At 71.0% G+C, this 26,428-nt stretch carries 23 protein-coding genes, 1 tRNA gene and 1 pseudogene; 6 read left to right on the top strand and 19 right to left on the bottom strand.

Annotated features, from left to right (window positions below; translation table 11 throughout):
• Positions 1-230 precede the first annotated feature (230 nt).
• From LQ326_RS05345 to LQ326_RS05335, 3 genes are all read left to right on the top strand, one after another.
• On the top strand, positions 231-1,868 hold the full coding sequence (locus tag LQ326_RS05345) for a trypsin-like serine protease (RefSeq protein ID WP_234533163.1): 1,638 nt from the start codon (positions 231-233) through the stop codon (positions 1,866-1,868).
• A gap of 214 nt (positions 1,869-2,082) precedes the next feature.
• On the top strand, positions 2,083-2,649 hold the full coding sequence (locus tag LQ326_RS05340; RefSeq protein WP_234533162.1) for a Uma2 family endonuclease: 567 nt from the start codon (positions 2,083-2,085) through the stop codon (positions 2,647-2,649).
• Between the two features lie 64 nt (positions 2,650-2,713).
• Positions 2,714-2,855 (top strand) — tRNA-Ser (locus tag LQ326_RS05335).
• A 68-nt stretch (positions 2,856-2,923) separates the two neighbouring features.
• Here the strand turns inward: LQ326_RS05335 and LQ326_RS05330 are convergent.
• Positions 2,924-3,234: pseudogene (locus tag LQ326_RS05330) on the bottom strand (tyrosine-type recombinase/integrase); the annotation flags it as partial.
• A 680-nt stretch (positions 3,235-3,914) separates the two neighbouring features.
• The gene (locus tag LQ326_RS05325; RefSeq protein WP_234533160.1) at positions 3,915-4,139 is read right to left on the bottom strand and encodes a hypothetical protein; all 225 of its coding nucleotides are present in this window, start codon (positions 4,137-4,139) and stop codon (positions 3,915-3,917) included.
• Between the two features lie 392 nt (positions 4,140-4,531).
• Here LQ326_RS05325 and LQ326_RS05320 point away from each other — a divergent pair, with 392 nt between their 5' ends.
• On the top strand, positions 4,532-5,098 hold the full coding sequence (locus tag LQ326_RS05320) for a DinB family protein (RefSeq protein ID WP_234533157.1): 567 nt from the start codon (positions 4,532-4,534) through the stop codon (positions 5,096-5,098).
• 198 nt (positions 5,099-5,296) lie between these two features.
• Here LQ326_RS05320 and LQ326_RS05315 read toward each other — a convergent pair whose 3' ends face one another.
• The 11 genes from LQ326_RS05315 to LQ326_RS05265 form a co-directional block, all read right to left on the bottom strand.
• A complete protein-coding gene (locus tag LQ326_RS05315; RefSeq protein ID WP_234533155.1) occupies positions 5,297-5,503 on the bottom strand; it encodes a hypothetical protein in 207 nt (68 codons plus the stop codon).
• A 640-nt stretch (positions 5,504-6,143) separates the two neighbouring features.
• Positions 6,144-7,571, bottom strand: coding sequence for a glucoamylase family protein (locus LQ326_RS05310; RefSeq protein ID WP_234533154.1), 1,428 nt, complete (start codon positions 7,569-7,571; stop codon positions 6,144-6,146).
• Between the two features lie 113 nt (positions 7,572-7,684).
• Entirely contained in the window at positions 7,685-8,887 is a 1,203-nt protein-coding gene (locus tag LQ326_RS05305) for a glycoside hydrolase family 1 protein (RefSeq protein ID WP_234533142.1), read from the bottom strand.
• A gap of 148 nt (positions 8,888-9,035) precedes the next feature.
• Entirely contained in the window at positions 9,036-9,920 is an 885-nt protein-coding gene (locus LQ326_RS05300) for a carbohydrate ABC transporter permease (RefSeq protein ID WP_234533140.1), read from the bottom strand.
• On the bottom strand, positions 9,917-10,909 hold the full coding sequence (locus LQ326_RS05295) for a carbohydrate ABC transporter permease (protein ID WP_234533137.1): 993 nt from the start codon (positions 10,907-10,909) through the stop codon (positions 9,917-9,919). Before LQ326_RS05295 ends, LQ326_RS05300 begins: the two co-directional genes overlap by 4 nt.
• A gap of 5 nt (positions 10,910-10,914) precedes the next feature.
• On the bottom strand, positions 10,915-12,159 hold the full coding sequence (locus tag LQ326_RS05290) for a sugar ABC transporter substrate-binding protein (RefSeq protein ID WP_234533135.1): 1,245 nt from the start codon (positions 12,157-12,159) through the stop codon (positions 10,915-10,917).
• A 389-nt stretch (positions 12,160-12,548) separates the two neighbouring features.
• Positions 12,549-13,604, bottom strand: a complete 1,056-nt coding sequence (locus LQ326_RS05285; RefSeq protein WP_234533134.1) for a LacI family DNA-binding transcriptional regulator — start codon at positions 13,602-13,604, stop codon at positions 12,549-12,551.
• Between the two features lie 284 nt (positions 13,605-13,888).
• Positions 13,889-15,268, bottom strand: a complete 1,380-nt coding sequence (locus LQ326_RS48250) for an RICIN domain-containing protein (protein WP_234533132.1) — start codon at positions 15,266-15,268, stop codon at positions 13,889-13,891.
• A 618-nt stretch (positions 15,269-15,886) separates the two neighbouring features.
• Positions 15,887-16,297 carry a hypothetical protein gene (locus LQ326_RS05275; protein WP_234533122.1) on the bottom strand — a complete coding sequence of 137 codons (411 nt, stop codon included), beginning with the start codon at positions 16,295-16,297 and terminating at the stop codon, positions 15,887-15,889.
• 183 nt (positions 16,298-16,480) lie between these two features.
• Positions 16,481-17,227, bottom strand: a complete 747-nt coding sequence (locus LQ326_RS05270; RefSeq protein WP_234533120.1) for an SDR family NAD(P)-dependent oxidoreductase — start codon at positions 17,225-17,227, stop codon at positions 16,481-16,483.
• Positions 17,228-17,258: 31 nt separating this feature from the next.
• Entirely contained in the window at positions 17,259-18,020 is a 762-nt protein-coding gene (locus tag LQ326_RS05265; RefSeq protein WP_234533119.1) for a VOC family protein, read from the bottom strand.
• Positions 18,021-18,208: 188 nt separating this feature from the next.
• On the opposite strand from LQ326_RS05265, the gene LQ326_RS05260 reads away from it, so the two are divergent.
• Complete coding sequence (locus LQ326_RS05260; RefSeq protein ID WP_234533117.1) at positions 18,209-18,781, top strand: TetR/AcrR family transcriptional regulator; 573 nt, start codon at positions 18,209-18,211, stop codon at positions 18,779-18,781.
• Positions 18,782-18,922: 141 nt separating this feature from the next.
• Here LQ326_RS05260 and LQ326_RS05255 read toward each other — a convergent pair whose 3' ends face one another.
• The 5 genes from LQ326_RS05255 to LQ326_RS05235 are packed head-to-tail and all read right to left on the bottom strand — an operon-like array spanning position 18,923 to position 24,209.
• Positions 18,923-19,678: an ABC transporter ATP-binding protein gene (locus LQ326_RS05255; RefSeq protein WP_234533115.1), complete on the bottom strand. Its 756-nt coding sequence runs from the start codon at positions 19,676-19,678 to the stop codon at positions 18,923-18,925.
• 4 nt (positions 19,679-19,682) lie between these two features.
• Positions 19,683-21,293 (bottom strand): benzoylformate decarboxylase, encoded by a 1,611-nt coding sequence (gene mdlC, locus LQ326_RS05250; protein ID WP_234533114.1) that lies wholly within the window; start codon positions 21,291-21,293, stop codon positions 19,683-19,685.
• Positions 21,290-22,504 (bottom strand): ABC transporter permease, encoded by a 1,215-nt coding sequence (locus LQ326_RS48245; RefSeq protein ID WP_308401852.1) that lies wholly within the window; start codon positions 22,502-22,504, stop codon positions 21,290-21,292. Before LQ326_RS48245 ends, mdlC begins: the two co-directional genes overlap by 4 nt.
• Positions 22,501-23,304, bottom strand: coding sequence for an ABC transporter permease (locus tag LQ326_RS05240; protein WP_234533104.1), 804 nt, complete (start codon positions 23,302-23,304; stop codon positions 22,501-22,503). Before LQ326_RS05240 ends, LQ326_RS48245 begins: the two co-directional genes overlap by 4 nt.
• The gene (locus LQ326_RS05235; protein ID WP_234533103.1) at positions 23,301-24,209 is read right to left on the bottom strand and encodes an ABC transporter substrate-binding protein; all 909 of its coding nucleotides are present in this window, start codon (positions 24,207-24,209) and stop codon (positions 23,301-23,303) included. The genes LQ326_RS05240 and LQ326_RS05235 overlap by 4 nt, the downstream gene beginning before the upstream one ends.
• A 513-nt stretch (positions 24,210-24,722) precedes the next feature.
• On the opposite strand from LQ326_RS05235, the gene LQ326_RS05230 reads away from it, so the two are divergent.
• On the top strand, positions 24,723-25,307 hold the full coding sequence (locus tag LQ326_RS05230) for a fasciclin domain-containing protein (RefSeq protein WP_234533101.1): 585 nt from the start codon (positions 24,723-24,725) through the stop codon (positions 25,305-25,307).
• A 344-nt stretch (positions 25,308-25,651) separates the two neighbouring features.
• On the opposite strand, the gene LQ326_RS05225 is transcribed toward LQ326_RS05230, so the two are convergent.
• The gene (locus tag LQ326_RS05225) at positions 25,652-26,314 is read right to left on the bottom strand and encodes a hypothetical protein (RefSeq protein WP_234533099.1); all 663 of its coding nucleotides are present in this window, start codon (positions 26,312-26,314) and stop codon (positions 25,652-25,654) included.
• Between the last annotated feature and the right edge of the window lie 114 nt (positions 26,315-26,428).

Raw genomic sequence — 26,428 nt, 5'->3', positions numbered from 1 at the left:
CGTGTATCCGTTGCGCATGCCTGCATCCGGCCGCGGCCGCGACCATTCCACGCCGCTCGCCCCAGCGCTGATACACAACTGAGCGGCTGCCCTGACGCGCCTGATACGCGGGCGAGACCGGCCCGAAGACCGCTGGGCCCAGGATCGAGCCGGACGGAACGGCCGGATGCTGTTCCTCCGTACAAGCCCGCCGGAGCGGTGCTCGGCGGGCAACGAAAGGGGAGTCACTCATGCGCAAGTGGATAGGCCCAAGGGCGGCCGCCGTCCTGACGACTGGGGTCGCGGTGACCGCGACCGTGATGGCCGCCCCACCGGCACAGGCCATCGTGGGTGGCACCGAGTCAACCCACGCCTACTCGTTCATGGGCTCGTTCCAGCCGTCCTATCCCGCGCCACCGCGCCCGGACGGACATGGCTGTGGGGTGGAGGTCCTTGCGCCGCAATGGGTACTGACAGCCAGCCACTGTGCCGGCCGGAACCCGACCAACGCGAAGGCGGGTGTCCCAAAGGGCTGGAAGGTCCGGGTCGGGTCGCTGGACACCACGTCCGGAGGCGAGGTCGCCGAGGTCGACCATTACTACCGGCTGGCGACCAGTAAGGACGAGGGGGGCTTCTGGGGCCGCGACATGGCGTTGATGCACCTGCGGACCCCGGTTCGGGCCAAGCCCGTGCGGATCGCCTCGGCCACGCCGGCGGACAACACGCCCGTCCGCATCATGGGCTGGGGCATGACCTGCGACGACAGCACCAACCCGGCGTGTTTCCCCGAGCGGCTGCGGCAGGCTGACACCGTGGTGCAGCCGATCTCGACGTGTCCGTCTCACGCGGCCAGCGGAGAGCTGTGCATCGGTAGCGCCGACGGCAGCGTCGCCGCGTCGAACATGGACTCCGGTGGGCCTGCGCTGGTCCGCGAGAACGGCCAGTGGGCGGTAGCCGGTGTCGTCAGCGGCCCCGACGAAAGCGGCAAGACGCTGTACACCGATGTCACCAGGCACGCCGACTGGATCAACGGCATCATCAGCGGCGCCAACGTGCCCCGCGATGACCAGGTCCCGAACGTGGAAGGCGCGGCGGACCTGGGCGACTGCGTAGGCTCAGTGGTCAGCACCCCGGCCTCCCGGCCGCGGGACCCGGCGTTGTTGCTGACCAACGGTCACTGCGTGCAGGGACAGCGGCCCGCGCCCGGAGTCGCGCTGGTCGACCAGCCGGCCGACCGCGTGGCGCCGATCGCCGACCGTCAGGGCTACCCGCAGACCACCGTCCGTGCGGAACGGCTGCTGTACGCGACGATGACCGGCACCGACATCGCGCTCTACCGCCTGGACAAGACCTACGCGCAGTTGAAGGCCGAGGGCGCGAAAGTCTTCCACCTCGCCTCCACTCCCGTGCGCGCAGGTGACCCGCTGACCATGGCCTACACCGGCGGCCGCCTCAACTGCACCGCCGAGGCCGTGGTCCCGCACCTGCGGGAGGGCGGATACCAGGAGGACGACTCGATCCGCTACGCCACGACCGGCGACTGCGCCCCCTGGCACGGCACATCAGGTTCGGCGCTGCTGGCCCCCGGCGGCGCCACGGTCGTGGGCATCCACAACACCCACAACGACGCGGGCGAGCAGTGCACCGACGACAACCCCTGCGAGGTGGGCTCGGACGGAGCCGTTACCTCCGTGCAGGGCCGTGCCTACGGCCAGCAGGTTTACGTGCTGACAGCCTGCCTGACCGAGGGATCAGAACTGGACCTGTCCCACCAGGGCTGCACCCTCACCAGTGCCACGCCCCGCCCTGATCGCCACGGCAGCCACTCTGGTGACCACAACGGTAACGGCCCTGGTGCCCACAAGCGCTCACCCGATCAACACCACTGAGGTGGACGCCCCGTACGGTCCCTCGACGAAGGCTCGGCTGCCGACCGGGACATTCCGCGGGCCGGCGCTGGTTCCTCCCTTGTCGTGTGCACGCTGGTCGGATGCCGGCCGACGGGGAGGGGGGTGAGCGAGATCAGCATGCCGGGCAGATGGCAGTCAGTATGCTGAATCAAGCGGGATCGGGCCCGCCGCACAGTGGCCAGGAGGCGCTTTCATGACGGCCGAGATGGTGGCCCCGGCGTGGATGCATGAGCAGATCACGGCGGAGGAGTACGACTCCTGGTCCGAGGAGCAGTGCGCCGGCATCGAGATCATGGACGGGATGGTCGTCGTGCGTCCGAGTGCGTCCAAGCGGCACAACCGGCTGGCCCGGAATCTGGCGAACGCCCTGGACACCGCCGCGGGCCCCGAATGGAACGCGGACACGGACCTCGACGTCCGACTCCAGGACGTCCCGCTCACCAATCGGCGACCGGACGTCGTCGTGTACCGCGCAGACACGATCGACATCACCCCCACCCGCCCTGAGCACGTGCTGCTGGTCGCAGAGGTCGTGTCGCCGGGCTCGGAGACCACCGACCGGATCGTAAAAGTCGACCAGTACGCCAAGGCAGGCATCGGCTTCTACTGGCGGATCGAGCAGGCCGCGACAGGTGTCCCTCTCGTGTACACCTACGTTCTCGACCCCGCGACGAAGACCTACCGGGACGGAGACGTGTTCACCGGCGTCCTCAAGGTAGTGGCCCCGTTCCCGGTGGAGATCGACCTCGTTCAGGTCTGACCACGTGCTGCTTAGCAGTCGGCGGCGCGTGAGCGATGCGTGAGCGGACTGCCCGACACAGGGCGGCCCGAGCTGGTTCAAGTGGCTCGCCGCGTGGCTCTGACCAGGGGAAACAGTACCGCGCGGCAGCGCCAGGCACCCCCCGGCAAGGATTAGATCCCGCTCCTGAAGCGGGTGTCGCAGGTTCGAATCCTGCCGGGGCACCAGGCAAAAGGCCACCTACGGAGATCCGTAGGTGGCCTTTGACATCCGCTTCTGACATCAACGCGGGCGGTCACCCGCGATCGGGGCGTCTCTTCCTGAGCAGCCGGTCCATGTGGCTCATGGCCTCGCCCCGCGTGTCCTGGACGACGTGGGTGTAGACGTCCATGGTGATGCTGATCTGAGAGTGGCCGAGGATCTCCATCACGACGCGGGGCGCGACTCCGGCCGCGGTGAGGAGGGTGGCGGTGCCGTGTCGGGCGTCGCGCAGGCGGATCACGCGGAGGCCGGCGGACTCGGCGACGCGGGTGAAGGAGCGGTAGGGGTTGCGCGGCCCGACGGGGCGGCCGGTCCGGGTGGCGAAGACGTAGTCCGCCCCTGCCACCTCTCCCCCGATGCGCGCCCACGTGGCCAGAGCCGGGTCATGAGTCGATCACCGCAGAGAGCGGCCACGGCGAGAACGAGCCTCCGGCGGGGGCGCGGTTCGCGAGTGCCGGCGAGTCGGTGGCGTGCGCGGGGTGCTCCCATCCCGCCTGCCGTCGACCCAGGCAGAGCCGAGCAGACGCGGCCCATGGGCGTCCAGGTCGTTCGTACAGTGGCGCGCTCCACCTGGACGCCATGAACCACGCCCGCTCCACGGTGTGTGGGCCGAGGCAGACGGGATGAGAGCTGGGGTGGATGGTGGGTCGAGGAGGGAAGCGGGTGCGGCTTGGCACGGGCTGTACCAGTGCTTTACGGCACGACCAGGCCGCAGATCACGCCCGTGCAGTAGCCTCCCTTTGGAGGGGTGCCATGTCTGCATGGATCATGTTGGGCTCCGGCTGCTTTGTCGTAGTCCTGGGCGTGTTGACCTTGACCGGCAGCCGAGGAATCGCAGAGTACGCGCGGTCGCCTAGGGCTGGTTGGGGTCGGATAGCGATGGGTGGCGGTTTCGTCCTGGACGGCGGAGCTAAACTTCTCCGTTTCTCTTCCGGAGCGGGGATGGTTGTTTCCACCATTGCCCTGGGGGTCATCGTGCTCGGTGCGGTGCTTCAGCTCCGGGCTGGAATGTTCGCCAAGGCTCGTCATGCTGGCGACGTAGATTGAGCAGTCCCTCTGCTCCCCGGCCAGGCGACCGTCAAGTGAGCCACTGATGGCGGCTGAGTCCACCCCGGGTAGCCGCCGACCTTGCTCTGCTGCGTGGTGGCCACCTCGAAGTAGTCGTAGCCCTGTTCCACCTCCATCACCTCGAACCGCTCCGCGAGCAGCTCGCTGAGATCATCCGGCAGGTCCCAGTTCGGGTACTCCACGGCCGGTGTGGGGGACACCGTGCACGGGCGGGGCAGGTAGTCCTCCTCGACGGTGTGCGGGCGGGGCGGGTCCCCGGCGACGGCGCCTTCGGCTGTCAGCGCTGTGCTGCGCCAGTGCCGCCGGGGGCTGGCAGCGTACTGACCGTCGTGATGGACGAGCGGGCACCACAGAATCTGCAACAGATCGGTGCCAGCGGGAAAGACAGGGCCAGGCCCAAGTTGCTTCGGGACGAAGAGGTCGTGGGTTCAGATCCCGCCACCCCGACAGGTGAATCACCAGGTCAAGCCTCAGCATCCTCATCCCTCCGGTCATTTAGGTCAGGATCTGGCCTCCATGCCTCCTAGCGTCCTTCTGACCCGGCTGAACACGAACCACGGAAGGCAGAGCGACCATGAGCGAGACCACTGTCAACCAACTGGCCACGCACGACTCGGCCCATGAGCCCACCGCCACCGGCGAGCGCGCCGACTTGCTGGAGGCCCTGGCCAAGCATCGGCACTTCTTGCGGTTCACCACCCGTGACCTCACCGATGAGCAGGCCGGGCGCCGGACCACTGTCAGCCAGTTGTGCCTGGGCGGCCTGATCAAACATGTCACTGCGGTCGAGCGGGCCTGGGCGCCGTTCATCCTGGAGGGCCCGTCGGTGATGCCCGACTTCACCACCATGACCGAGGCCGACTGGGCCCGACGGGCCGACGAGTTCCGGATGCTCCCCGGCGAGACGCTGACCGGCGTGCTCGCCGACTACGCCGAGGTGGCCCGCCGAACCGACGAACTGGTCGCCACCCTCCCCGACCTGGACGCCACCCAACCACTACCGAAGGCCCCGTGGTCAGAGCCGGGCGCCCGATGGTCGGCCCGCCGGGTGCTGATGCACATCATCACCGAGACCGCCCAGCACGCCGGCCACGCCGACATCATCCGCGAGTCCCTGGACGGCGCCAAGACCATGGGTTAGTCAGCGGCGTGGCAGGGCGTATCGCCCCCCTGCAAGAGGGCGATACGCCCTGTGACCCCGCGAACATCTTTGCCTCACGATCCGCGGGTCAGGGACGTCAGCGAGGCAGCTGATATCTAGTCCTGACATCGGCGGGCGTGAACGTCGGCGTATGAGAGCAGCTGAGGGCGTACCCACGAAGACTGCGGGCAAGCCCGGTCAGTCCGTGGCGTTGTGGAAGTAGACCGTAAGGCTCGGCCAAAGGCCGTCCCCGGTGACCTCCGTGTGCATGACGAGATCCTGGACCTCGACCGGGCCAAGACCCTCGATGGAGTCTGCGACCCTGCGGAGAAGCGCAGGCACGTCATTCTGACCAACTCCTGCCGGATTGGCCTGGGAGAAGTGCTTGATCGTCCACGATTCCATGGGCCCATGATCGCGTAAGAGCCGGACCGGCGCCGCCGTTACACCGCCTTGCCCAGGCGGACGGGCCCGGAGTGCGGTACAGCAAACGAACTGCGGCAACCCGGGCTTCCGAAGCTCAGGGCTCCGCTCCGGTCTGGTCCGGTCCGCTCCGCTCCGGTCCGGTCCGGTCCGGTCCGGCAGAATGCGCGGGATCGCGGTAGTCCTGGGCGGAGGACGGTTATCGCCAACGGTTCCGCGAGCAGGAGATCACCACGGTCGGCGGGCCGAGCCCGGCGAGCTGGTCAGGGTCCCGCCCCCGGTGCGCGGGCATGCCCTCGCCCGGGTGGCGGCGGACGGCGGTTGTGCCGATCAGTTGTCAGTTCCCCGGCCGCCGGCACGACAGGCCGGCCTGGACGTGCGGCGCGGCCTGACCGGCCCATGGTGGTCGTGCCCTCCCCACGTCGCCCGGTGAAGCCGCGTTGGCCGAGCCGGGCCAAGCCGTCGGCCCGCCAGGAAGACGTGCACGGCATCAACGCGGCTCCCTCTGCCCACGCGGGCGACGGCCCGGCACCCGGCGCTCCGTTCGCGGTGTGCCTGACGCGCCGCGGCGGTGAGCTTCCCCATCCGGCTGACGCACAGCTCAGCACGTCGGCCGGCGGGTTCAGATGCTGAAGCGTTCCTTGCCCAGCAGGGGCCTCACTCGGGAGTGGAAGCCGCCGGTTCGGAAAGGGCGTTGGAGCAGGCCGGGGCGCAGGTGCTGGGCGAGGGCCGCGGTGATCATGCCTTGGTCGAGGGCAAGGGTGAAGTCGCTGACGCGGCCGGTGGTGACGTCGACGGAGTCACGGAAGCCGTATCGGTCGTCGTAGGCGCCGAGGTCCCGGGCCAGGGCGGTGAGGTTGGCGACGGCCTCGGCCGGCGCCTGGGGCAGGGCGAGGAAGGAGGCGTGCGGGGTGACCACTCCGAGGCTGTAGTAACCGTCCTGCTGCATGCCGATCTCGTCGACGCCGTACGCGCTGTAGCCGCCTTCGGGGATGCTGGCGGGCGAGAAGCCCCAGTAGCCGTACTCTGCCTCGATCAGGCCGTATTCGATCTGGCTGCGGACGTACCGCTGGTGGGTGGTGCCCCAGGAGCCGGGGGACCACTCGGGTTCCGGTACGAACAGCGGGACCATCAGCGCCTCGAACATGGAGCCGCCCCAGGTGGGCACGAACTTGCGGTCCCGGTAGGTGTAGTGGCCCTCCCAGACCCGCACGCCGTCGATCACGGCGTACTCGCCCTCTGGCGTCTGTTCCTGCCCCCATTCGGGCAGCATGGTGCGGTAGAGGTGCCAGTAGTGGTCGGTGGGCAGTGAGCCGTCGGCGATGCCGAGGTAACTGGCCATCCGGGGTTCGGTGTTGAGGGCTCCGTAGTGGAAGCCGGTGGCTTCGCCCTTGCCGGGCTTGTCGGGCCAGTATCCGCCGAGCAGCTGGCCGGGGCTGGAGGACGGGCTGGCGGGGTCGTAGGGGGTGTAGAAGTACGACCAGTCGGCGCCGTCGAGCAGTGCGGCGATGCGTGGGCGCAGCCGCGGGTCGGCGTCGGCGGCGATCCGCAGGCCGGTGACCAGCCATGCGTTGTCGACCGTGGACAGGAACGGGCGGACGGTGTCTCCGCTGTCCGGCCAGGTGGTGAGAACCGAGCCGTCGTGGGCGTCGTACCAGTTGAACCAGAAGCCGTGCGCGCGTTCCAGCCGCTCCACGGCGGCGACCGTGCGGGTGAGACGGTCGTGCATGAGGGACGGGGAGATGACACCGAGACCGGCTGCGGCCACCGTGGACCACAGTCCGCAGCCGATGTTGGTCGGCGAGGTCTGGGTGGAGAGGACGGGGTTGCCTGGGCCGCTGACGTCGATCTTGTCGGTGGTCAGGCCGAAGTCCGTGGTCATGGCTGTGATCGAGCGGTAGGTCGCTTCGAACCAGGTGCGCAGCAGCGCGGTGTGCGGGGCAGTTCCCGCACGGGTGGCGGTGGCGGTGGTGGCGAAGGCTGTGGGTCCGGTGGTGAGGGCGGCCGCCGTTCCTGTGGCAGCCGCGGTGAGGAACCGACGTCGGTTCATGGGTGCTCAACTCCTCGCAAGGGTGGTGGGCGGGAGCCGGTGGGTGTCAGGGGCCCACCGGCTCCCGGGCACACGGCCGGACTTGGCGGGGCGGGGGCGCCCGGCCGCGTGTGTCAGGTGGTGGTGCGCGGCAGTTCGCGGACGCGGCCGAGGTTGCCGAGCCAGACGGCGGAGGGCTTGGGGGTGCGCTCGAAGGTGACCGGGTCGACCGCGATGAGGCCGAAGGTGGGCTTGTAGGAGCCCCATTCGTAGTTGTCGAGGGCGCTCCAGGCCAGGTAGCCCTGGATGTTGAGGCCGTCGTCGATCGCCGCGGCGACCGCTGCCAGGGAGCCGGTGTAGTAGTCGACGCGGCGGGTGTCGTCGCTGGTGGCGATGCCGACCTCGGTGACGATCAGCGGCATGCCGCGGCCGATGACGTCGGCGGTGTGGCGCAGGGCGTGGCCCACGGCGGGGGGGTAGTACTCCCACTGGGTCAGGGTGCGCTCGGCGTCCTGGGGGGCGGGGATGGGGCCGTCGGGGCCGATCTTGGTGCGGGTGTAGGACTGGACGCCGATGTAGTCGTCGCCGCGGGCGGCTTCGATGAAGACGTCCTCGCGGGGGTAGCGGTAGGCGGCGGTGACGTCCTCGGCGCCGGGCAGGGCCTGGTAGACCTGGTTGGCGATGCTCCAGCCGACCTGGATGCCGGGGTTGATGGCCCGTACCGCCTTGACGGCGGCGTGGTGGGCGGCGATGACCGCGTGGGTGGTGTCCTCGTCGGGGGTGGGCAGGCCCGCCGGCGGGAAGCCGTGGTCGCCGGCCTTGGCGGCACCCGCCATCACGGCGATCATGTTGGGTTCGTTGATGGTGCACACGTGGCGCACGCCCCCGGCGATGATCGGCGCGCAGTTCTCGACGTAGCGGGCGAACAGGTCCACGGCCCCGTCGGCGGTCCAGCCGCCGCGGTCTTCGAACCACTGCGGCAGGGTGAAGTGGTGCAGGGTGACCAGCGGCCGCAGGCCGCGGGAGAGGGCGCCGTCCACCATGCGGCGGTAGTGCGCGATCTCGGCCCGGGAGAAGGTGCCGGCGACCGGTTCGACGCGGGCCCACTCGACGCTGAAGCGGTAGTCGGTGAAGCCGAGCCCGGCGAGCAGGTCCATGTCCTGCTCCCAGCGGTGGTAGCTGTCGCAGGCGTCCAGGCTGGGTTCCGGGATCTTCGCCGCCGGATCGTGTTCCTTGCGCCACCAGTCGCTGTTGACGTTGTTCCCCTCGATCTGGTGGGCCGCGGTGGAGGCGCCCCACAGGAAGCCGTCGGGAAAATGGAGGGAAGTGTCGGTCATCGTCCGTTTCTGTCTCTGTGAGGGAAGAAGGCGAGGGGAGAAGGTGCAAGCCCTCCGCCGTCTGGCAGGGCAGGTGGTGCGGGGAGCGCAGGCGAAACGCAGGGCGCGCGGGCGGAGGTGGAGCGGGCCGTCGGGTGATGGCGGCGGTCTACTTGAGGCCGGCGGTGGCGATGCCCTGGGTGAAGTGGCGCTGCAGGACGGCGAAGACGACCAGGACGGGCAGCACCACCAGCAGGGAGCCGGCCATCAGCATTCCGTTGCCGCCGACGACGGTGCGGTTGGGGTCGTTGGCGAAGGTCGCGAGGGCCACCGGCAGCGTGTACTTGCCCGGGTCGTTGGTGGCGATCAGCGGCCAGACGAAGTTGTTCCACGAGCCGAGGAACGTGAAGATCGTCAGCGTGGCCAGCGCGGGTCTCACCAGCGGAAGCACGATGCGGAAGAAGATGTACCACTCGCCGGCGCCGTCGATCCGGGCCGCTTCGATCAGCTCGTCCGGCACCGACTGCATGAACTGCCGCATCAGGAAGACCCCGAAGGCGCTCGCGGCGAAGGGCAGCACCAGGCCGGCATAGGTGTCGATGAGATCGAGCCCGCTCATCAGCACGTACAACGGCAGGATCAACAGGTTGCCCGGCACCATCAGGGCCGCGAGCACGACACCGAAGACCTTGGAGCGGCCGGCGAAGTCGAGTTTCGCGAGCGCGTAGCCCAGCATCGAGCAGAACAGCAGGTTGCAGACGGTCACGAGGACCGCCACGACCAGCGAGTTCACGAAGTAGCGGGGCAGGTCCAGCTGGGCGAAGAGCTCATGGAAGCTGCCCAGCGTCCACCGCGAAGGGATCCACACCGGCGGACTGGCCGTCAGGTCACGCTTCGTCTTGAACGCGGACAGCGCCATCCACACGAACGGTGCCGCCATCACCAGCAGGCCCAGCGAGGCGACCGTGTACAGCACGGGCCTGCGGACCATGCCCGCACGGCGCCGGCCGGTCGCAGTGGAGGCGGTCGGGGCGGATGCCGTCGGGGCGCTCATCGGGTGTTGTCCTTCAGCAGTCGGAGCTGGAGCGCCGTGATGCCCGTGATCACCACGAACAGGACGTACGCCATCGCGCTCGCGTAGCCCATGTGGAAGAAGTTGAAGCCCTGCCGGTACATGTCCAGGGACACCGTCAGGGTGGCGTCGGAGGGCCCGCCCTGGGTCATCACGAACGGCTCCTCGAAGACGTTGAGGTAGCCGATGGTGGTGATGACCGTGGCGTAGAGCATGGTCGGCCGCAGCAGCGGCAGGGTGATACGCCGCAGTTCCTGCCAGCCGCCGGCGCCGTCCAGCCGCGCTGCCTCCCGCACCTCGGCGGGGATCGCCTGCAGGCCGGCGATGAACAGCACCATGACCGTGCCCAGGTTGCGCCACACCGCCAGCAGGATCAGTGACGGCATGGCCCAGGTCTCGGAGCCGAGGAGGTCCGGCGCCTTCGTGCCGGCTTCGGCGGCGAGGCCGGCGACGAGGCCGTCCGACGGGTCGAGCACGAAGCGCCAGACGACAGCGACCGCGACGATGGAGGTGACCACCGGAGCGTAGAAGCCGACCCGGAAGAAGGTGCGGGCCCGGTCGATGCCGTTGTTCAGCAACAGCGCGACCAGCAGGCCGAGTGCGATGGTCAGAGGCACGCCGACGATCACGAAGTAGGCGGTGTTGAACAGGGCCGTGCGGAACGTGTCGTCGCCGAACAGTTTCGCGTAGTTGTCCAGGCCGACGAACCGCGCCGACAGGGGCTGCCTGACGTTGCGTACCCCGAACTCGGTGAAGCTCATCCAGAGCGTGGCCACGATCGGGAAAAGCATGAAGACGCCGAAAAGCACCAGGAAGGGCGTCGAGAACAGCCAGCCGTGCAGATTGCGCCGGCCCAGCGAACGGCGCCGGTCGCGCCGCGGCGGCCCCGCGGCCGGCAGCTTCGCGCTGTCGGCCCGCCGGGACTTCGACACGGCCGTGCCCCCGCCGGTCGATCCGGTCACGAGAGACATCCCGGTTACCTCACCAGGCTCTTGATCGCGGACTGCGCCTTGTCCAGCGCTGCCCTGGCCGAGGACTTGCCCTGGGTGTACGAGCCGATGGCGTCGTCGACCTCGGAGGTGATCTCGGTCAGCCTGGGCTGGGCGGGCACCGCCTCGGCGGTCTCCATCTGCGTGCGGAACACCTTCAGGCTCGTGTCGGTGGCAAGCTCACCCGACTGCCACGCCTCGGAGTTGGCCGGCAGGTCCTTGGTGCGCTCGTACCAGTCGGCCTGGCCCTTGGCGTCGGTGAGGTAGGTGATGAATTCCGTCGCGGCGGCCTTGTGCGTGCTGTCCGCGGAGATCGTGAGGCTGGACCCGCCGGCCTCGGACACCGACGCCTTGTCGGCCGGTACCGCGGCCACGGCCCACTTGCCCTTCAGACCCGGGTAGTTGGCGTCCAGCAGGCCGACCATCCAGGGACCGCCGAAGAACATCGGCACGGCTCCGGTGTTGAAGTCCTTCGTGACGTCGTAGCCCGGCCGGAACGTCTTGTCGCTGAGTCCCTTCTGGTAGTAACTGCCGTAGTACTCCAGCACCTTGACAGCCGCAGGGCTGTTGACGACGGGCTTGCCGCCGCTGTCGAGGACCGCTCCGCCCGCCGAGTACAGGAACGGATAGAAGCTCTGCACGGCGTCCAGGCCGCTCGGCTGGATCTGCAGCCCCCACTTGGAGCCGGCCTTGTCCTGGTACGCCTCGGCCGCCTTCTGGAGGTCGGCCATCGTGGCCGGGGCGCCCGTGAGGCCGGCCTTCTTCGCCAGGTCGGTGCGGTAGAAGAGGACCCGGGTGTCGACGTACCAGGGCACACCGTAGGACTTGCCGTCGTAGACGCCCTGGTCCCAGGCGGACGGGAAGAAGTCGCCCTTCTTGAAGACCTTGGCGTCGACCTGCTCCAGAGCACCCATGTCGGCGAACTCGCCCAGGTAGGTCGAGCCCATCTGCATCACGTCGGGGAGCTTGCCCGCGGCGGCCGCGGCGACCAGCTTCTGGTGGGCCACGTCCCAGCCGACCGGGGTCACCTTGACCGTGATGTTGGGGTGCGCCTTCTCGTACACCTTGGCGACGTCGGCGAGCTTCTCCCCTTCCGTTCCCATGGCCCAGACGGTCAGGGTCTGCTTGGAGCCTGCGCTCACATCCCCGCCACCGGAGCCACCGCATGCGGTCAGGGTGAGAGCGGACGCCGCGACGAGGGCGAGCGAGGCGGTTCTGGCGGCGCGATGCATGGGCTGTTCCTCCACGAGCGTGGCCGATGTATGCGCTTTTTGTAAGCGCATACATTACTCTGGATCAGGCGCTCGAAGACTGACAAGAGGGTCGTTGGTCACGCTCTCGTAACGCCTACGACATGAATCAAGGCATACATTGCCCGCATTTGCCCTAGCTGTGACTGACAGGCGAAGGAACGGGCTCACGGCTCGCGCCCCCTGCATCCGCGCCACCGCTCCCGGCGGACGTGGACCACATCCAGCCATACGCCGGGGCAACGGTCCTGCGGGCCGGGCCCGGGCCGCTGGCCGCGGTGGGGCCGGCCGCCGGGCCGCAGAGCCTGCCGGGACGGCACCCGCTCCACTCGCCGCGCCGGGAGCGCGGCTCACCTGCGCGCGGACCGCACCTACCGTCCTTCGCCGCACCCGCAACTGGCGCGGCGCACGACCGCCACGGGAAGCATCAACGACACGGGATCCCCCGCGCGTGTGCCGTTCAGGCGCTCCACGAGCAGTTCCGCGGCCGCCTCCCCCATGCGCAGCATCGGCTGATGCACGGTGGTCAACGAGGGCCGTACCAGACGGCTGAGAGGGATCCCGTCAAAGCCCGTCACCAACACGTCGGCCGGCACCCTGACGCCGCGCCGCTCCAGGGCGTGCAGGGCCCCCACGGCCATCTGGTCATTGGCGAAGACGAAGGCATCGGGCCGCTCACCGGCGCGCTCGCAGAGCACCTCAGCGGCATGCGCGCCCTCCGCCTGCGTCATCATCCCCACGCGCAGAACGGGCCGGTCGCCGACCTCCACTCCCGCGTCGCGGCAGGCTGCCAGGAAACCCTGGAAGCGCGCCTGCACATCAGGAGACTCCTCCGACGAGCCGACGTAGGCCGGGCGGCGCACACCGTGGTCCTCGATGAGGTGACGGGTCAGCTCGCGCTGGCCGTCGAAGTTGGCGACCTCGATGTGGTCCAGGTGATCCGCCGTGTCCGCGCCCTCCCGGGGCCCGGCCAGCATCACCACCGGCTGGCGCTGGGAGATGACGTCCAGCTCCGACGTCGGCACGGTCCGCGCGAGCACCGCGAACCCGTCCACCCGCCCGGCCACCTTGGCCACCAGGCTCTCCGGTCCGCCCTTCAGCGAGGCCGCGATCAACAGCGCGTAGCCATGGCGGCGCGCGGCCCGTTCCATGCCGCGGATGATCTGGTCGGAATACAGCATCGCCGCATCGTCGTCCTCGGTCTCCGCGGCCTCCGCGTCCGAATCGGAGTAGTCGGGAAAGCACAGCCCCAGGACGCCGGTGGAGCGGCTGGCAAGCCCCCGCGCGTTACCGCTGGGCACGTAGCCCAGCTCGCGGGCCGCCGCGAGAACACGCTCCCGGGTGTCTGCCCGTACGGACTCGGCGTTGCGGTAGACCCGGGACACCGTGGCGATGGACACACCGGAGCGTTCGGCCACGTCGTACACCGTGGGTGTGGCGTTCACGATGCGACGCCGTTCATGAGCCGAGGCCCCCGTTCCTGATGCATCAGTGCAGATGAAAGCGCATTCACATTAAGCGTGCGCAGGTCCGTGAGGCAACCGAGGGGACGACGCGGGAAATGTTTCGAACCTTGTACGCCTCGGGCCGGCGCGATCCGGCCGGGAGGGACGGCATCGGGAACGCCCACCGCCTCGACCAGCCGGAGATCACCTCGGCTGCCGCGTGGCGTTGACGGGGCAGCCGAGGTGGGGAAGGGGCGGGGAGGCGGTCAGCTCTTGCCGGCGTAGGTCCACAACTGCGCGGGGTTGGCGGCGTCGCAGCCGGTCACCCTCGCGGAGCCGGCGGGCACCACCTCCATGCACTGCGAGTAGGTGGTGCTCTCCAGCGTGCTGCCCGAGGACTTCGTGCTGCCGATCCGCCAGTACTGGGCGGAGTTCGAGCCACACGCGTCCATGTTGATCCAGCCACTCGCGTTGAAGGCGGTGAGGCAGCTGCCGCTGCCCTTGTTGATCACCTTGAACGTGCCGTTCGGCCCGGCCGAGAAGGTCCACTCGGAGTAGGAGCCGTTCGTCGAGGAACAAGAGCTGCTCACGGCGTACGCGCTGGGGGCGCCACTACTGGTGTCCTGTTCGAGACAGGCGCCGTCGGACGCGTCCTTGATGCGGTACGTACCCGGGGAACCGACCTTGATCGTGCCTCCGCTCGCGCCACTGGACCCGCCGGAGGACGAACCGCCCGAAGACGAACCGCCCGAGGACGTCCCCCCGCCCCCGGAGGTGCCCCCGCTCTTCGTGCCTGAACCGCTGGACCCGCTGGAGCCGCTGGAGGACGAACCGCCGCTCTCGACCGCCGTTCCCGCACCCGACTTCTTCGAGCCCGAGCCCGAGCCCGGCTTCGCGCCCTTCCCGGAGGAGTGCGCCGACGCAGACGCGGACGCCGGACGGCTCGACCGCGCCGGTGACCCGTCGGCGGACGGCGAGGCGGACAGGACGACCGAGGGCGTGTCGGACGACTTCCCGTCGGCGTGCGAGGACGCGTACGGCAGGAGGACGAAGCCGGTGATCCCGCCCACCACCAGGACGACCGGCACGATGACCGGAGGCCTGAGGGCGCGCCGCATGCGCTCCCCCGGCCGGCGCCGGCTCTTCGCTGACTCGCCCCCGGCCGCCGCGGCTTCGGCGGGAGACGGCCCCGCGGCCCCGCCTGCCTGCCCGGCCACCGCCCCGCCTGCCGCGCCCCCGCCCGCCGCGGCAGGCGGGGGAGGGCTCAAGGCCACGGTGGTGTCATCGAGCTCGTCGAGCGCGGGCACATCCGCGGCGAACGCGGCGCGTCGTTCGAGCCGGTCGGCGACCGCCGCGGGCCAGACCGCGCCACCGGGCTCGGGGCCTGCCGCGGCGCGTTCGAGCAGATCCGCCGCGGTGGGCCGGGCGGAAGGGGACTTGTGGAGGCAGGCGGCGACCATGGCCGCCAGGGCCGGATCGAGCTCGTTCAGCAAGGTGAAATCGGGCTCGCTGTGCACGATGCGATAGAGCACGTCGAGGCCGGAGCCCTGACCGAAGGGTGACGCGCCGGTCGCCGCGAAGAAGAGCAGGCTGCCGAGCGCGAACACGTCGGCTGCGGGGGTCAGCCTCGCGCTGCCGGCCGGCACGCTACTGGCATCGGTGTCCCGCTCCCATACCCGATCACGTGGTGAACCCCGTTCGGACGCCGTCACCAGCGAGACCCGCCGCCGCTTCGCCGGGCGGCCGTACGACCATGTCAGCACGTGTTTCCGGGCACCCGAGCCGCCGTGATCACCAGGCTGTTGGCCTGCCGTCGGCCTTCCTCGGCCGAACCGGCCCGATCGGCTGTGCATATGGCGACCGACCCCGGCGAGTACGAGAAGGACATGCCGACCGGGGGGAAGCGGAAATGAGTGGTGGGAGGAGCGTGCCGTTGACAGGCCAGGACCGCGAGGGGGGATGATCCGCTCATGCGCGTACGACGAGAGGTCCGCTGGGGCTTGTGGGGTCTGTGGCTTGCGTGCCTGGTGTTCTCCGTCTGGTTCTTCGCGGAGGTGATCGCGCTGTTCGTGCAAGCCGAGTCCTGGTGACGCCGCGAGGTGTCGTGCCACTCCTGTGCCGGAACGGACGGGGACTCGCGGGGGATCAGGGTTCGCCGGGTACGTGCGGCCCCACGCCTCCACGCCGCCCCAGGGCAGGCAGTGGTCAGGTGACGCCTGTGATCGCCCGGCCCCGCTCCTGAAGCGGTGCTTTCAGCCTCTCGTTCATGTCGGGGGGCGGGAAGCCGGCGGACCGGTCGAGACGGAGGGGGTCGACGTTGCCGGCTGCGGTTCCGCGGAGACCGGCTGTCCCTGCTCCGTGCCGGTTGCCGGCGGGACCGTCCGGAGCTTCGCCTCAAGCCGCACCCAGGACAGGTCCGGGCCCTCGATCTCGACGACAGCACTCCAGACAGGGGGCAACTCGGTGAACTCCCCGACCGGCTGCCGGTGCATGCGGACCACCCGGGCCGGGGCCGTCACGGCTCCCGGCGGGCTGTCCACCGGGAGCACCGAATCGCCGAGGAAGACCCCCCGATCCAGGCTGACGCTGCGGGCGTGGCAGACCACCCGGTGCGCCGAAGGGCGCTCGTAGACGATCACCACGTGCAGCAGGCCCACGGGTCCGGTGCCCATCATCGTGCGGATGCCTCCGTCTGGGGTCTGATGCGGATGCGGCGGCAATGCCGGCTGCGCCGAGGGCCGGGAGCCCTGGCCTCAGCGCCGTCGTCACCCAACCCCGCTCCCGGGGCGGTTGTCCAGCGCACTCACTGACTCCACCCTCGCCAGAACTCCTCGGCGGGCGCTTCGGCGGTGGGGCGGTCACAACTGGGTCTGGCCGCCGTTGACCTCGTAGACAGAGCCGGTGACGAAGGACGCCTCGTCCGACAGCAGGAAGGCCGCGACGGCCGCGACCTCCTCCACGGTGCCGGGGCGCTTCATCGCGGTCTTGTCGGCGATGACCTCGCGCACCTCCGGAGGCAGGGCCCGCGCCGACGGGGCGTCGACCGGGCCGGGCGCGATCGCGTTGACCCGGATGCCCCGCCGGGCGTACTCGACGGCGGCACTGCGGGTCAGACCGATGATCCCGTGTTTGGAGGCCGCGTAGGCGGGGCGTCCCGCATGGGCCATGACACCGGCGGTGGAGGCCATGTTGAGGATGGCGCCGCCGCCGCTCTGGACGAAGTGGGCCAGTTCGGCCTTCATGCAGAAGAACGTGCCGGTCAGGTTGATCCCGATGACGTCCAGCCAGTCCTGCGGGTCGACCTCGTGCGTGTCGGTCAGCGCGGGAGTGATGCCCGCGTTGTTGAAGGCGAGGTCCAGGCGGCCGTAGGTGCGCACCGCGAACGCGACGAGTTCCTCGGCTGCCTGGAAGCTGGAGATGTCCGCCGTGAACGCGGTGGCCTGCCCGCCCGCGGCGGCGATCTCCTTGGTGACTCGTTCGGCGGCGGCGGTGTCGCGGTCCACGACGATGATCTGCGCGCCCTCGCGGGCCAGCCGCTTGGCTCCCGCCTCGCCCAGGCCGGAACCGGCACCGGTGACGATGCCGGCCTTGCCGTTGACGGACATGACGTCCTCCTTGGTGGTGGGTGCCGCCGGGTCAGTGGGGCGCGGGGGCCAGGACGGTGAACACCGCTCCGGTGGGGTCGGCGAGGACGGCGATGACGCCGTGGTCGGTCGCGGTGGCCGGCATCAGCGCGGTGGCACCGAGGCGGACGGCGGCGTCGGCCGTCCGCGCGGCGTCGGCCACCGTGAAGTACGCGTCCCAGTACGGCGGTATCCCGGCCGGCATGGCCGCCGGCCGCGGCAGCAGCACCGAGACGCTCCGGCCGCCGAGCCGCCAGTCCCGGCGGTTCAAGGGGCCGTAGGGCTCGCCGAGCGTCCAGCCGAAGACCTGACCGTAGAACGCCGCGGAAGCGTCGACACCGTCGGTGATCAGCTCACCGCCGTGGAAGGCGCCGGGCTCGTCCGCGACACCGAACCCGTGATGCCCGCCGGCCTCCCACAGCCCGAACCGGGTCCCGGCGTGGTCGGCCACCTCGGCCGATCGCCCCGCCGCCCCCAGTGCCAGGGGCCCGGTCAGCACGCTTCCGCCGGCCGCGGCGATCCTCTCGACGGCCTTTGCGGCGTCGGCCACCTTGACGAACGTGGTCCAGGAACCGAGCTGGGCACCCGGCGTCGCGGTGACGGCGGCGGCCGGTCGCCCAGCCAGCTCGGCCAACTGCGACTGCGGTCGCGCGCCGAGGCCGCCGGCGAAGGTCCAGCCGAACAGCTGCCCGTAGAAACGCGTGCTCACCTCGGGGTCGGGCGTGTTCAGTTCCACCCACGCCGGGGCGTCGTCCTCGTGGAAGTCGATGTCCATCCGAGTCTCCTCTCGTCGCCTGGCAACCATAGGCATAGTTGTCATCGGGTGACAAGCATGTCATTCGGAGGCGATGGAGTGGGGATCAGGGCCCGTCCGGTCGGGCGAGGGCATGGCAGCGACTGACAAACGTGGCGCGTTACGCTGCTGGGATGGCGGACACGGCGGCAACGACGGAACCCGGTGGCATGCGCGACGTCGCACGGCGAGCGGTCCGCGCCGAGATCGCGGCCAAGGCGATGCAGCTGTTCCTTGCTCAGGGTTTCGAGGCGACGACGGTCAAACAGGTCGCGGCCGCGGTCGGCATGTCCGGCCGGAGCCTGTTCCGGTACTTCGACACCAAGGAAGACATGGTGATCGGCGGGCTCGTCGAACTCGGCCACGATGTCGCGGCGGCGTTGGAACTCCGACCGGCCGACGAGGACCCGTGGACCGCGCTACGGCACGCGCTCGAGGTGTGCGTCGACTCGCTGGAAGAGGACGAACTCGGCTTGCGGCGAGCGAAGATGCTCGCCACCACCGCCTCGCTGCGCACGGCCATGCTCGACAAGCATCTGCGCTGGCAGCAGATACTGGTTCCGCACGTCGAGAAGCGCCTACGAGACTCCGGACAGCCGCAGGCCGAGGCCCTGGCGGCGCGCGCGCTGGTCTCGGCAGCCCTGAGCTGTCTCGACGTCGCGGCGGTGGCGTGGACCGAGGCCGAGGGCGCCCGCCCGTTGACGAACCTCGTCGACCAGGCGTTCGCCGCCGTACGTTCGTAGGTCCCGCGCACAGCGAACACCCCGGCCGTGGGGCACCGCCACGGCGGGCACCCTGCGCCGGGCGGCCGTCCGGGGTCGGCCGTGCGGGGTCGGCGCGCGGCGCTTCGCCCTGGTGGCTGCGGCCCTCCCCGCGAAGCGCTCTCACCGCGGAGCGCCTCGCACCGCCCGGCCCACCTCCGTGCGCAGTGACACGAACGTGGCAGAGCCGCGCGTGGTGAGCTGGTCGCGGTCGCGGGGCAGGGGGACCGGGAGGTCACGGATGATGCGGGAGCCCGGGCCCGGGGAGAGGACGACGACGCGGTCGCCGACGTACACGCTCTCGTCGATGTCGTGGGTGACGAAGACGATGGTCGTGTCGTCGGTGCGGTGGACTTCCAGGAGAAGGTCCTCGAGGTCCTCACGGGTGCCCGCGTCCAGAGAACCGAAGGGCTCGTCCATGAGGAGGAGGGACGGCCGGCAGACCAGGGCGCGGGCGATGGCGACGCGTTGCTGCATGCCGCCCGAGAGTTCCCGGGGGTGACGGCGGGCGGCGCCGGGCAGGCCGACCCGTTCGAGGATCGTCTCGGCCTCGGCGCGGCGGGCGGCGCGGGGCAGGCCACGGCGGCGCAGCGGCAGGGCCACGTTGTCGCAGACGGTGAGCCAGGGCAGGAGGGAGCGGCCGTACTCCTGGAAGACGACCGCGAGCCGTTCCGGGACGCCGGTGACCGGGGTGCCGTCGACCGTGACGGCGCCCTGCTGTGCGGGCAGCAGGCCGGCGATGGTGCGCAGCAGGGTGGACTTGCCGCACCCGGAGGGGCCGACCACGCTGAGGAGCTGGCCGTCGGGCACGGTCAGGGTGATGTCGTCCAGGACGTGCTGGTCGCCGAAGTGCCGGCTGACGGAGTCGAGACGCAGCATCTCCTCACCGGGCCCAGGGCTCGTAGAGGGTGTCCGCGCCGTCGGTCATCGCGAGGTGCAGGAGGAAGGGGCCGGCGTCGTCACCGCGGTCCAGGGCGTGGTCCAGGGCGGCAGGCAGTTCCCCGGGGTGCTCCGCGCGGGCCGCGGGGCAGCCGAGGGATTCGGCGAGGGCCGGGAAGTCGATGCCCGCGATGTGCGTGCCGGGGACGGGTGCGACGCCGATGCGGCGGCCCAGCGCGCGGACGGCCGCGTAACCGCCGTTGTCCAGCAGGACGTAGGTGACCGGTGCGGTATGGCGGGCCGCGGTCCACAGCGCCTGCACCGCGTACAGCGCCGAGCCGTCCCCGACCACGCACACCACCCGGCGCCGGTCGGCGAGGGCCCGCCCCACCGCGAGGGGCAGGCCCCAGCCGAGTGCCCCGCTGCCCGTCGTGAGGAAGCCGCCGCTCGACGCGATGGGCACGCGCGCGTGCAGCGTGTCGCGGTGGCTCGGGGCCTCCTCGACGAGGACGCGGTCACGTGGCAGCCGGGTGTGCAGGAGGTCGAAGACCAGTTCCGGGGTGATGTGTCCCGCGGCGCCGGCCGGGGGCGGGGCCGGACGCGGCGGTGGCGGGGCGCGGTGGGGTTCCCGCAGCAGTCCGAGGAGCTGGGTCAGCGCGGGCCGCAGGGTGGTGACGATGCTGGTGCCGGTGGGCAGCCAGGCGGCCTGGGCGGGGTCGCAGTCCAGGTGGAACAGCTCGGTGCCGGGCGCGAGCGGCGGGCCGCCGTCCGCCACGTGGTAGGTGAACAGCGGGGCGCCGAGGGCGACGACCAGGTCGTACGGGGCGAGGCGCTCGGCGAGTTGACGGGCGACCGGTGGCAGGAAGCCCTGGAAGAGGGGGTGCGGCTCGGGGAAGCCGGAACGGCCGGAGAGCGGGCTGATCCACACCCCGGCCCGGATCCGCTCGGCCAGCGCGCGGACCGGTTCCTGGGCGTCCTCGTCGGCCACGCCCGGACCGACGACGAGCGCCGGGCGTGCGCAGTTCTCCAGCCGGGCGGCGAGCGCGGCCAGAGCCGCCGGGGCGGCCGTGAACTCCGAGTACAGCGTGCGGGGCGCGACGGGCTCGGCGGGCCGGTCCCAGTCGTCCTCGGGCACCGACACGAACGCCGGTCCGCGTGGCGGCGTCATCGCCAGCCGGTACGCCTCGGCGAGCACGGCCGGCACGTCCTCGGCCCGCTCCGGCTGGCGCGCGTACTTCACGTACGGGCGCGGGAACAGGGCCGGTTCGTCAGCGCCCAGGAACGGCCGCAGCTGGATCAGCGAGCGTGCCTGCTGACCCGCCACGATCACCAACGGGACCCGGTCGCGGAAGGCGTTGAACACCGCGCCGAGCGCGTGCCCCACGCCGCCGGCCGAGTGCAGGGAGACGAACGCGGCCCGCCGGGTGCCGAGCGCGTGTCCGGCCGCCATGCCGACGGCGACGGACTCCTGCAGACCCAGCACGTAGGTGAAGTCGTCCGGCCAGTCACGGAACATCCGCAGCTCCGTGGAGCCCGGATTGCCGAAGACCGTGGTCATGCCGGTGTCGCGCAGGAATCGTACGACCGCCTCGCGTACCGTCGTGGCGTTCGTCATGCGGTCCTCCCTTTGGTCGACGCCGCGGGCGTTCCCGGGCCGAGGAGCCGTTTCTCGACCGCCAGCAGGCCGGTGTTGAGGAGCCAGCCGAGTACGCCGAGCAGCAGCAGCGCCGACCACACCGTGAGCAGGTCGGAGCGCGTCTGGGCGTCGGTGAGCGTGAACCCGATGCCGTCGGCACTGCCCGGCAGCAGTTCCGAGAACACCATCAGGATCAGGCACAGCGACAGGCTGAGCCTCAGCCCCGCGAAGATCCGCGGCAGCGCCGACGGCAGGATCAGGAACCACAGCCGCTCGGGTGCGGTGAGCCGCAGCACGGCCGCCACCTGGAGCCGGAGCGGGTCGGTGGCACGGGCGCCCTCGGCCGAGTTGACCAGCACCGGCCACACGGCGCCGAACACGATCGACGCCACCTGCATGGGCGTACCGACGTCGAAGACGACGACGAACACCGGCACCAGCGCGGGCGGCGGCACGGCCCGCGCGAATTGGAGCACCGGGTTGCACAGCGCGTACGCCCGGCGTGAACGGCCCACCGCGATTCCGAGGGCGATCCCGGCGACGGCGGCGAGCGTGAACCCGGCCGCCATCCGCCCCAGGCTCGGCAGGATGGTGCCGACGGCGTCCGAGGTGAGGAACAGACGGGTGGCGGGGCCGGAGAACCAGAGGTCGCGGGCGTGCCGGACGATCCGCAGCGGCGGCGGGAAGTACACGCTGTGCCGGGTCCGGGCCCCCAACTCCCAGCAGACGACGGCACCGAGGAACACCACCCAGCGCAGCAGGAAGGGCACGGCCGTGGGGTGGGGCGGGGTGGGGGCGGCGGCTCCGGGATGTCGGCCGGGCGGCTGTGGTTGCGGTTGCTGGTCCGGCTGCGGCTGCGGGGCCGACTGCGGCTGCGGCGGCTGGTCCGGGTCCGGCTGCGGGTCCGGGTCCGGCTGCGGGTCCGGGTCCGGCTGTGTGGCCGACTGCGGCTGGTCCGGGTCCGGCTGCGGGTCCGGGTCCGGGTCCGGCTGTGTGGCCGACTGCGGCTGCGGCGGCTGGTCCGGGTCCGGCTGCGGCTCCGGCTCCGGCTGCAGCTCCGGGGCCGAGTCCGGCTGCGGCTGCGGCTGCGGCTGCGGCTGCGTGGCCGACTGCGGTTGCGGGGCCGGGGCCGGCTGCGGCGGCTTGTTCGGGTGCGGCTCCGGTGGCTGGTTCGGCTGCGGCTGTGTCATGGGCGGCGGCTCCGCTCCGGCTTACCCGCCTGCGCGCGGGGTTCGTGGGCCCAGGCGAACAACCGGCGTTCGGCGCCGACCAGTGCGGCGTTGATCACCAGTCCGAGGCCGCCCGCCCACACCACCCCGGCCAGCACGTCCCGCGTGCCGTCCGTCTCGAACTGGGCCTGGGCGATGAAGATGCCGAGGCCCTGGCCGAAGCCGGCGAGGATCTCCGTCGCGACGGCGAGGATCAGGGCGACCGCGGCCGAGATCCGCACGCCGGCGGCGATGAACGGGGCGGTGGCCGGGAGGTCCACCCGCAGCAGCACCGCGAGCCGGCCGAACCCGAAGGCGCGCAGGGTGTCCCTGGCCAGCGGGTCGGTCTCGCCGAGGCCGTAGACGGTGTTGAACAGCACCGGCCACAGCGAGGCGTACGCGATCAGGGTCACCTCCGTCCGGGTGCCGGACCCGAGCAGCAGGGACACCAGCGGGATCAGCGCGACGGACGGCAGGGGCCGCAGGAACTCGATCACGGCCCGTACGGCGGCCTCCACCACCGGCACCGTGCCCAGCAGCAGCCCCAGCGGCACGGCGAGCGCGCAGGCGAGCCCGAGGCCGAGCGCCCACGCCCGCAGGGTCACCCCGATCCCGTCGAGGAAGGCCGGGTCCCCCGCCAACCGCACGGCGCGGAAGACGACTTCGGACGCGGGCGGCAGATAGCTGCGCCGGACGATCCCGGCCCGGGCCACCCCCTCACAGATCCCGAAGGCCGCCGCCGCGCCGAGCAGCCCCAGCAGCAGCTCCTGACGCCGGGTCATCTCACCAGCAGGGGCGCGGGGTCGAAGTCCTTCGTCAGCAGTCCCTGGGTGCGCATGAGCCGGACGAGCCGGCGCAGGGCGGCCGGATCGGCGGTCGGCGGATAGGCCGGCAGGTGGATCGACGCGGCCTGGTCCGCGGTCACCTTGGCGTACTTGGGCAGTTCGGCGCGTACCGCCGCCGGGTTCCCGGCGGCCAGCTTGGACGCCGCCTCGACGGCACGCCGGAAGCCCGCCGCCGCCTTCGGGTTCTTCTTCACGAAGGCGGCCGTGGTGACGTACCCGCTGGCGGGCAGGCCGTTGGCGGGTCCGGAACCGCCGTCGAGCAGCACCCTCGCGCCCAGTTCGCCCTGGATGGCCGTGTCGAAGGGCTCGACCGCGTGGACGGCGTCCACCTGGCTCCGCTGCAGGGCGGCGCCCATCTGCGGAAACAGGATCTGCCGGTAGACGGGCCGGCCGGCGTGCCGGGCGTCGAGGATCGCGTTCAGGGTCAGGGACTGGACGTTGTTCAGGACGGCGACGGCGACCTTCTTGCCTGCGAGGTCGGCGGGCGACTTCAGGGCGGAGTCCTTGGGCACGAGGACATCCATCATGTGCGGGGCGATCCGCACGCCCTCGGCGAGAATGCGCAGGTCCAGGGTGCCCTTCGCGTACGCCTGGAGGTAGGTGACGTAGTTCGCGCTCGCGATGACGTCCACCTGGCCCTTGAGCAGCGCGGGCAGCGCCTGGATGCTCTGCTGCACGGGCTGGATGCGCACGTCCAGGCCCTCTTTGGCGAACAGCCCGCGGTCCCGGGCGAGATAGAGGGCGGCGGAGTCGGTGAGCGGCAGCGCCGCCACGGTCAGCTGCTGCCGGCCGTCGGCCGGGTGCGGGGTGCCGCCGCTGTCACAGCCCGCCAGCACCAGCACCGCGACGGCGACGATCGCGGTGAGGCGTCCGGTGAGGCGTCGGGCGCCCGGACGTGATCGACGGCTTCCCGAACGTGATCGGCGTAATCGGCGTGGAGGCATGTCGGCATGCTTACCCGGAATTGTCATGATCGCTACACTTTCGAAGTGGGTTTCGGGGTCGTCGGAGAAAGACGGACCGAGCGCGGGGCGCCGCGCGAGCCGGCGGAGGGGCGGACAGCGGGGGCGTGCGGGCGCGTCGGCGTCGCGGCGGCGTGATGGTTCGCCCGCGGGGCACCGCCGAGTGGACAGCGGCAGCACACAGCAGCTCGGGCCGCCACCCGGCAGCCGGCGTTCGCCGCGGCCGGGCTCCCGGATGCGGGTATCGGCTACCGCTGGGTACGCTCGTTGAGTGGCCGGGTGACGATGCCCCGAGACCATGGCGCTGCAGCCGCCCCGTCCTCGTCCCGGAAACGAAGAATTCCGCAGTCCAGACCCCCGCAGTGTTCATACCTCCACGGGAGGAAGGTTGCGATGAACTTCACTCGCATGCGCACGCGCACAGCAAAGGCCACGGCGGCAGCCCTGGTCGCCGTCCCCCTGGCGCTGGGTGGTACAGCGCCGCAGAGCCAGGCACAGGACGCGTCTCCCAGTCCGTCGGGCACCTTCGGTCCCGGCTGTGCGGGGCTCGCCCAGAAGGCCAGCACGATCAGGGACAAGGTCGTGGAGGCCGCGGCCGCGTATCCGCAGCTCAGCAACCTGGTCTCCGCCGCGGTCAGGGCGCAGCTGAACGGCACCCTCGACGGGAAGCGAAACATCACCGTCTTCGCCCCCAACAACAAGGCGTTCCAGGGGATGACCGCGTCGCAGCTGTCGTCGCTCCTCGCCAACCAGGGGCAGTTGAAGAAGGTGCTGACCTACCACGTCGTGGACCAGCGGATCACTCCGAACCAGCTCTCCCACGGCTCCTTCACGACGCTGGAAGGCAGCAAGCTGACCACGTCGGGCTCGGGCACCGACTTCAAGGTCAACGGCAAGGCGAACATCGTCTGCGGCAACATCGAGGCCGCGAACGCCACCGTCTACGTCATCGACGCGGTACTCCAGCCGCCGTCCTGACACTTGGCGCAGCGCGCTCCGGCGGACGGCGGGTCCGCCCCCCCTGCCGGCATCGGCGGCGACGACCGGGCGGTCGTCGCCGCCCCGCCGCGAGATGGCCGGGACGATCCGGAGCGCGCCGCTCGCAGCGCGGCCGCGGGCGGTGGCGGGGCGGGGGACTGCGGTCGGCCGGGCGACGCAGTCACTGCCCGCCGCAAGCACCACCCGCCGCAGACACCGTCCGCCGCAGGCACCGTCCGCCCGCCGCAGGCACCGCCCCGCACAGTCCCTGCCCGTCGGCTGTACCGCCTTCGTCGGTGCTCCGGCGGAGGCGGTACCCGCTCCCGGCGCCCGCGCGGCGGCGGTCAGTCGAGGCCGAGGCGGGTGAGGGCGGTGGTCCAGTCGGTGACGATGGCCTGCTGTGCGGCGGCGAGGGTGACCTTGCCGGCGCAGACCGCGGTGTGCAGCTTCGTCTCCACCGGGTCCTTCTTGTTGTTCACCCCGGCTCCCTTCTTGTGGCCCGGGTCGGCCGGCTCCACCCACAGGTTGCGCGGGTCGTTGGGGTCACCGCCCAGCTGAAGGCTTATCAGGTGGTCGTACTCGGCGTCCGACATGGAGCCGGTGTAGCCGTACGACGCGGCGTCGAGCTTCTTCTCCTTGCCCGTCACGTACGCGGAGGGACGCACGCCGGAGGTGTAGCCGCCCTTGCGGCATATCGTCGACTTCAGGTTCGCCTGCGTCACCGCGGGCGATATCGCGCCCGGCGTGCAGGCGGGGTCCTCCAGCGGCTCCCCGTGCTCGTAGCGGTAGTGGCAGCTGCCCGCGGCCGGCTGCTGCTGTACCACGTAGTGCCGCTGCGGACCCGCGCCCACCGCGATCGCCTTCCCGGAGGCGGGCGCCGCCGATCGCGGCGCCCCCGCCGCCGGGCTCCGGGTCGTGGTGGACGTCGGGGTTCCGAGCGAGGAACAGCCCGACAGCAGCAGGCAGGCGAGCAGGACGGGCGGCACGGCACGATCGACAGAACGCATGATGAACCCTCACAAGGCAGGCGGCGACTGAGCAGATGCTGCCCCACGGCCGCCCGGCCCTACCGCGCGGGGCCCCGCATCCGCCGGCCGCGGCCGGTGCGCGGACGTCGTCGC

This window comes from Streptomyces shenzhenensis, from assembly GCF_021462265.1.
GTDB classification, from domain to species: Bacteria; Actinomycetota; Actinomycetes; order Streptomycetales; family Streptomycetaceae; genus Streptomyces; species Streptomyces shenzhenensis.
The sequence above is the reverse complement of the archived record's forward strand: the minus strand, read 5'-3'. Positions and strand labels throughout refer to the sequence as shown.

Excerpts from the sequence above, each read along its gene's own strand:
- LQ326_RS05240 (WP_234533104.1), bottom strand. The coding sequence starts at position 23,304 with ATGACCCGGCGTCAGGAGCTGCTGCTGGGGCTGCTCGGCGCGGCGGCG.
- LQ326_RS05320 (WP_234533157.1), top strand. The coding sequence starts at position 4,532 with ATGAGCGAGACCACTGTCAACCAACTGGCCACGCACGACTCGGCCCAT.
- LQ326_RS05270 (WP_234533120.1), bottom strand. The coding sequence starts at position 17,227 with ATGTCCGTCAACGGCAAGGCCGGCATCGTCACCGGTGCCGGTTCCGGC.
- LQ326_RS05305 (WP_234533142.1), bottom strand. The coding sequence starts at position 8,887 with ATGACCGACACTTCCCTCCATTTTCCCGACGGCTTCCTGTGGGGCGCC.
- LQ326_RS05275 (WP_234533122.1), bottom strand. The coding sequence starts at position 16,297 with ATGATGGGCACCGGACCCGTGGGCCTGCTGCACGTGGTGATCGTCTAC.
- LQ326_RS05300 (WP_234533140.1), bottom strand. The coding sequence starts at position 9,920 with ATGAGCGCCCCGACGGCATCCGCCCCGACCGCCTCCACTGCGACCGGC.
- LQ326_RS48245 (WP_308401852.1), bottom strand. The coding sequence starts at position 22,504 with ATGACACAGCCGCAGCCGAACCAGCCACCGGAGCCGCACCCGAACAAG.
- LQ326_RS05345 (WP_234533163.1), top strand. The coding sequence starts at position 231 with ATGCGCAAGTGGATAGGCCCAAGGGCGGCCGCCGTCCTGACGACTGGG.
- LQ326_RS05225 (WP_234533099.1), bottom strand. The coding sequence starts at position 26,314 with ATGCGTTCTGTCGATCGTGCCGTGCCGCCCGTCCTGCTCGCCTGCCTG.
- LQ326_RS05290 (WP_234533135.1), bottom strand. The coding sequence starts at position 12,159 with ATGCATCGCGCCGCCAGAACCGCCTCGCTCGCCCTCGTCGCGGCGTCC.
- LQ326_RS05230 (WP_234533101.1), top strand. The coding sequence starts at position 24,723 with ATGAACTTCACTCGCATGCGCACGCGCACAGCAAAGGCCACGGCGGCA.
- LQ326_RS05255 (WP_234533115.1), bottom strand. The coding sequence starts at position 19,678 with ATGCTGCGTCTCGACTCCGTCAGCCGGCACTTCGGCGACCAGCACGTC.
- LQ326_RS05310 (WP_234533154.1), bottom strand. The coding sequence starts at position 7,571 with ATGAACCGACGTCGGTTCCTCACCGCGGCTGCCACAGGAACGGCGGCC.
- LQ326_RS05265 (WP_234533119.1), bottom strand. The coding sequence starts at position 18,020 with ATGGACATCGACTTCCACGAGGACGACGCCCCGGCGTGGGTGGAACTG.
- LQ326_RS05295 (WP_234533137.1), bottom strand. The coding sequence starts at position 10,909 with ATGTCTCTCGTGACCGGATCGACCGGCGGGGGCACGGCCGTGTCGAAG.
- LQ326_RS05340 (WP_234533162.1), top strand. The coding sequence starts at position 2,083 with ATGACGGCCGAGATGGTGGCCCCGGCGTGGATGCATGAGCAGATCACG.
- LQ326_RS05260 (WP_234533117.1), top strand. The coding sequence starts at position 18,209 with ATGCGCGACGTCGCACGGCGAGCGGTCCGCGCCGAGATCGCGGCCAAG.
- LQ326_RS05315 (WP_234533155.1), bottom strand. The coding sequence starts at position 5,503 with ATGGAATCGTGGACGATCAAGCACTTCTCCCAGGCCAATCCGGCAGGA.
- mdlC (WP_234533114.1), bottom strand. The coding sequence starts at position 21,293 with ATGACGAACGCCACGACGGTACGCGAGGCGGTCGTACGATTCCTGCGC.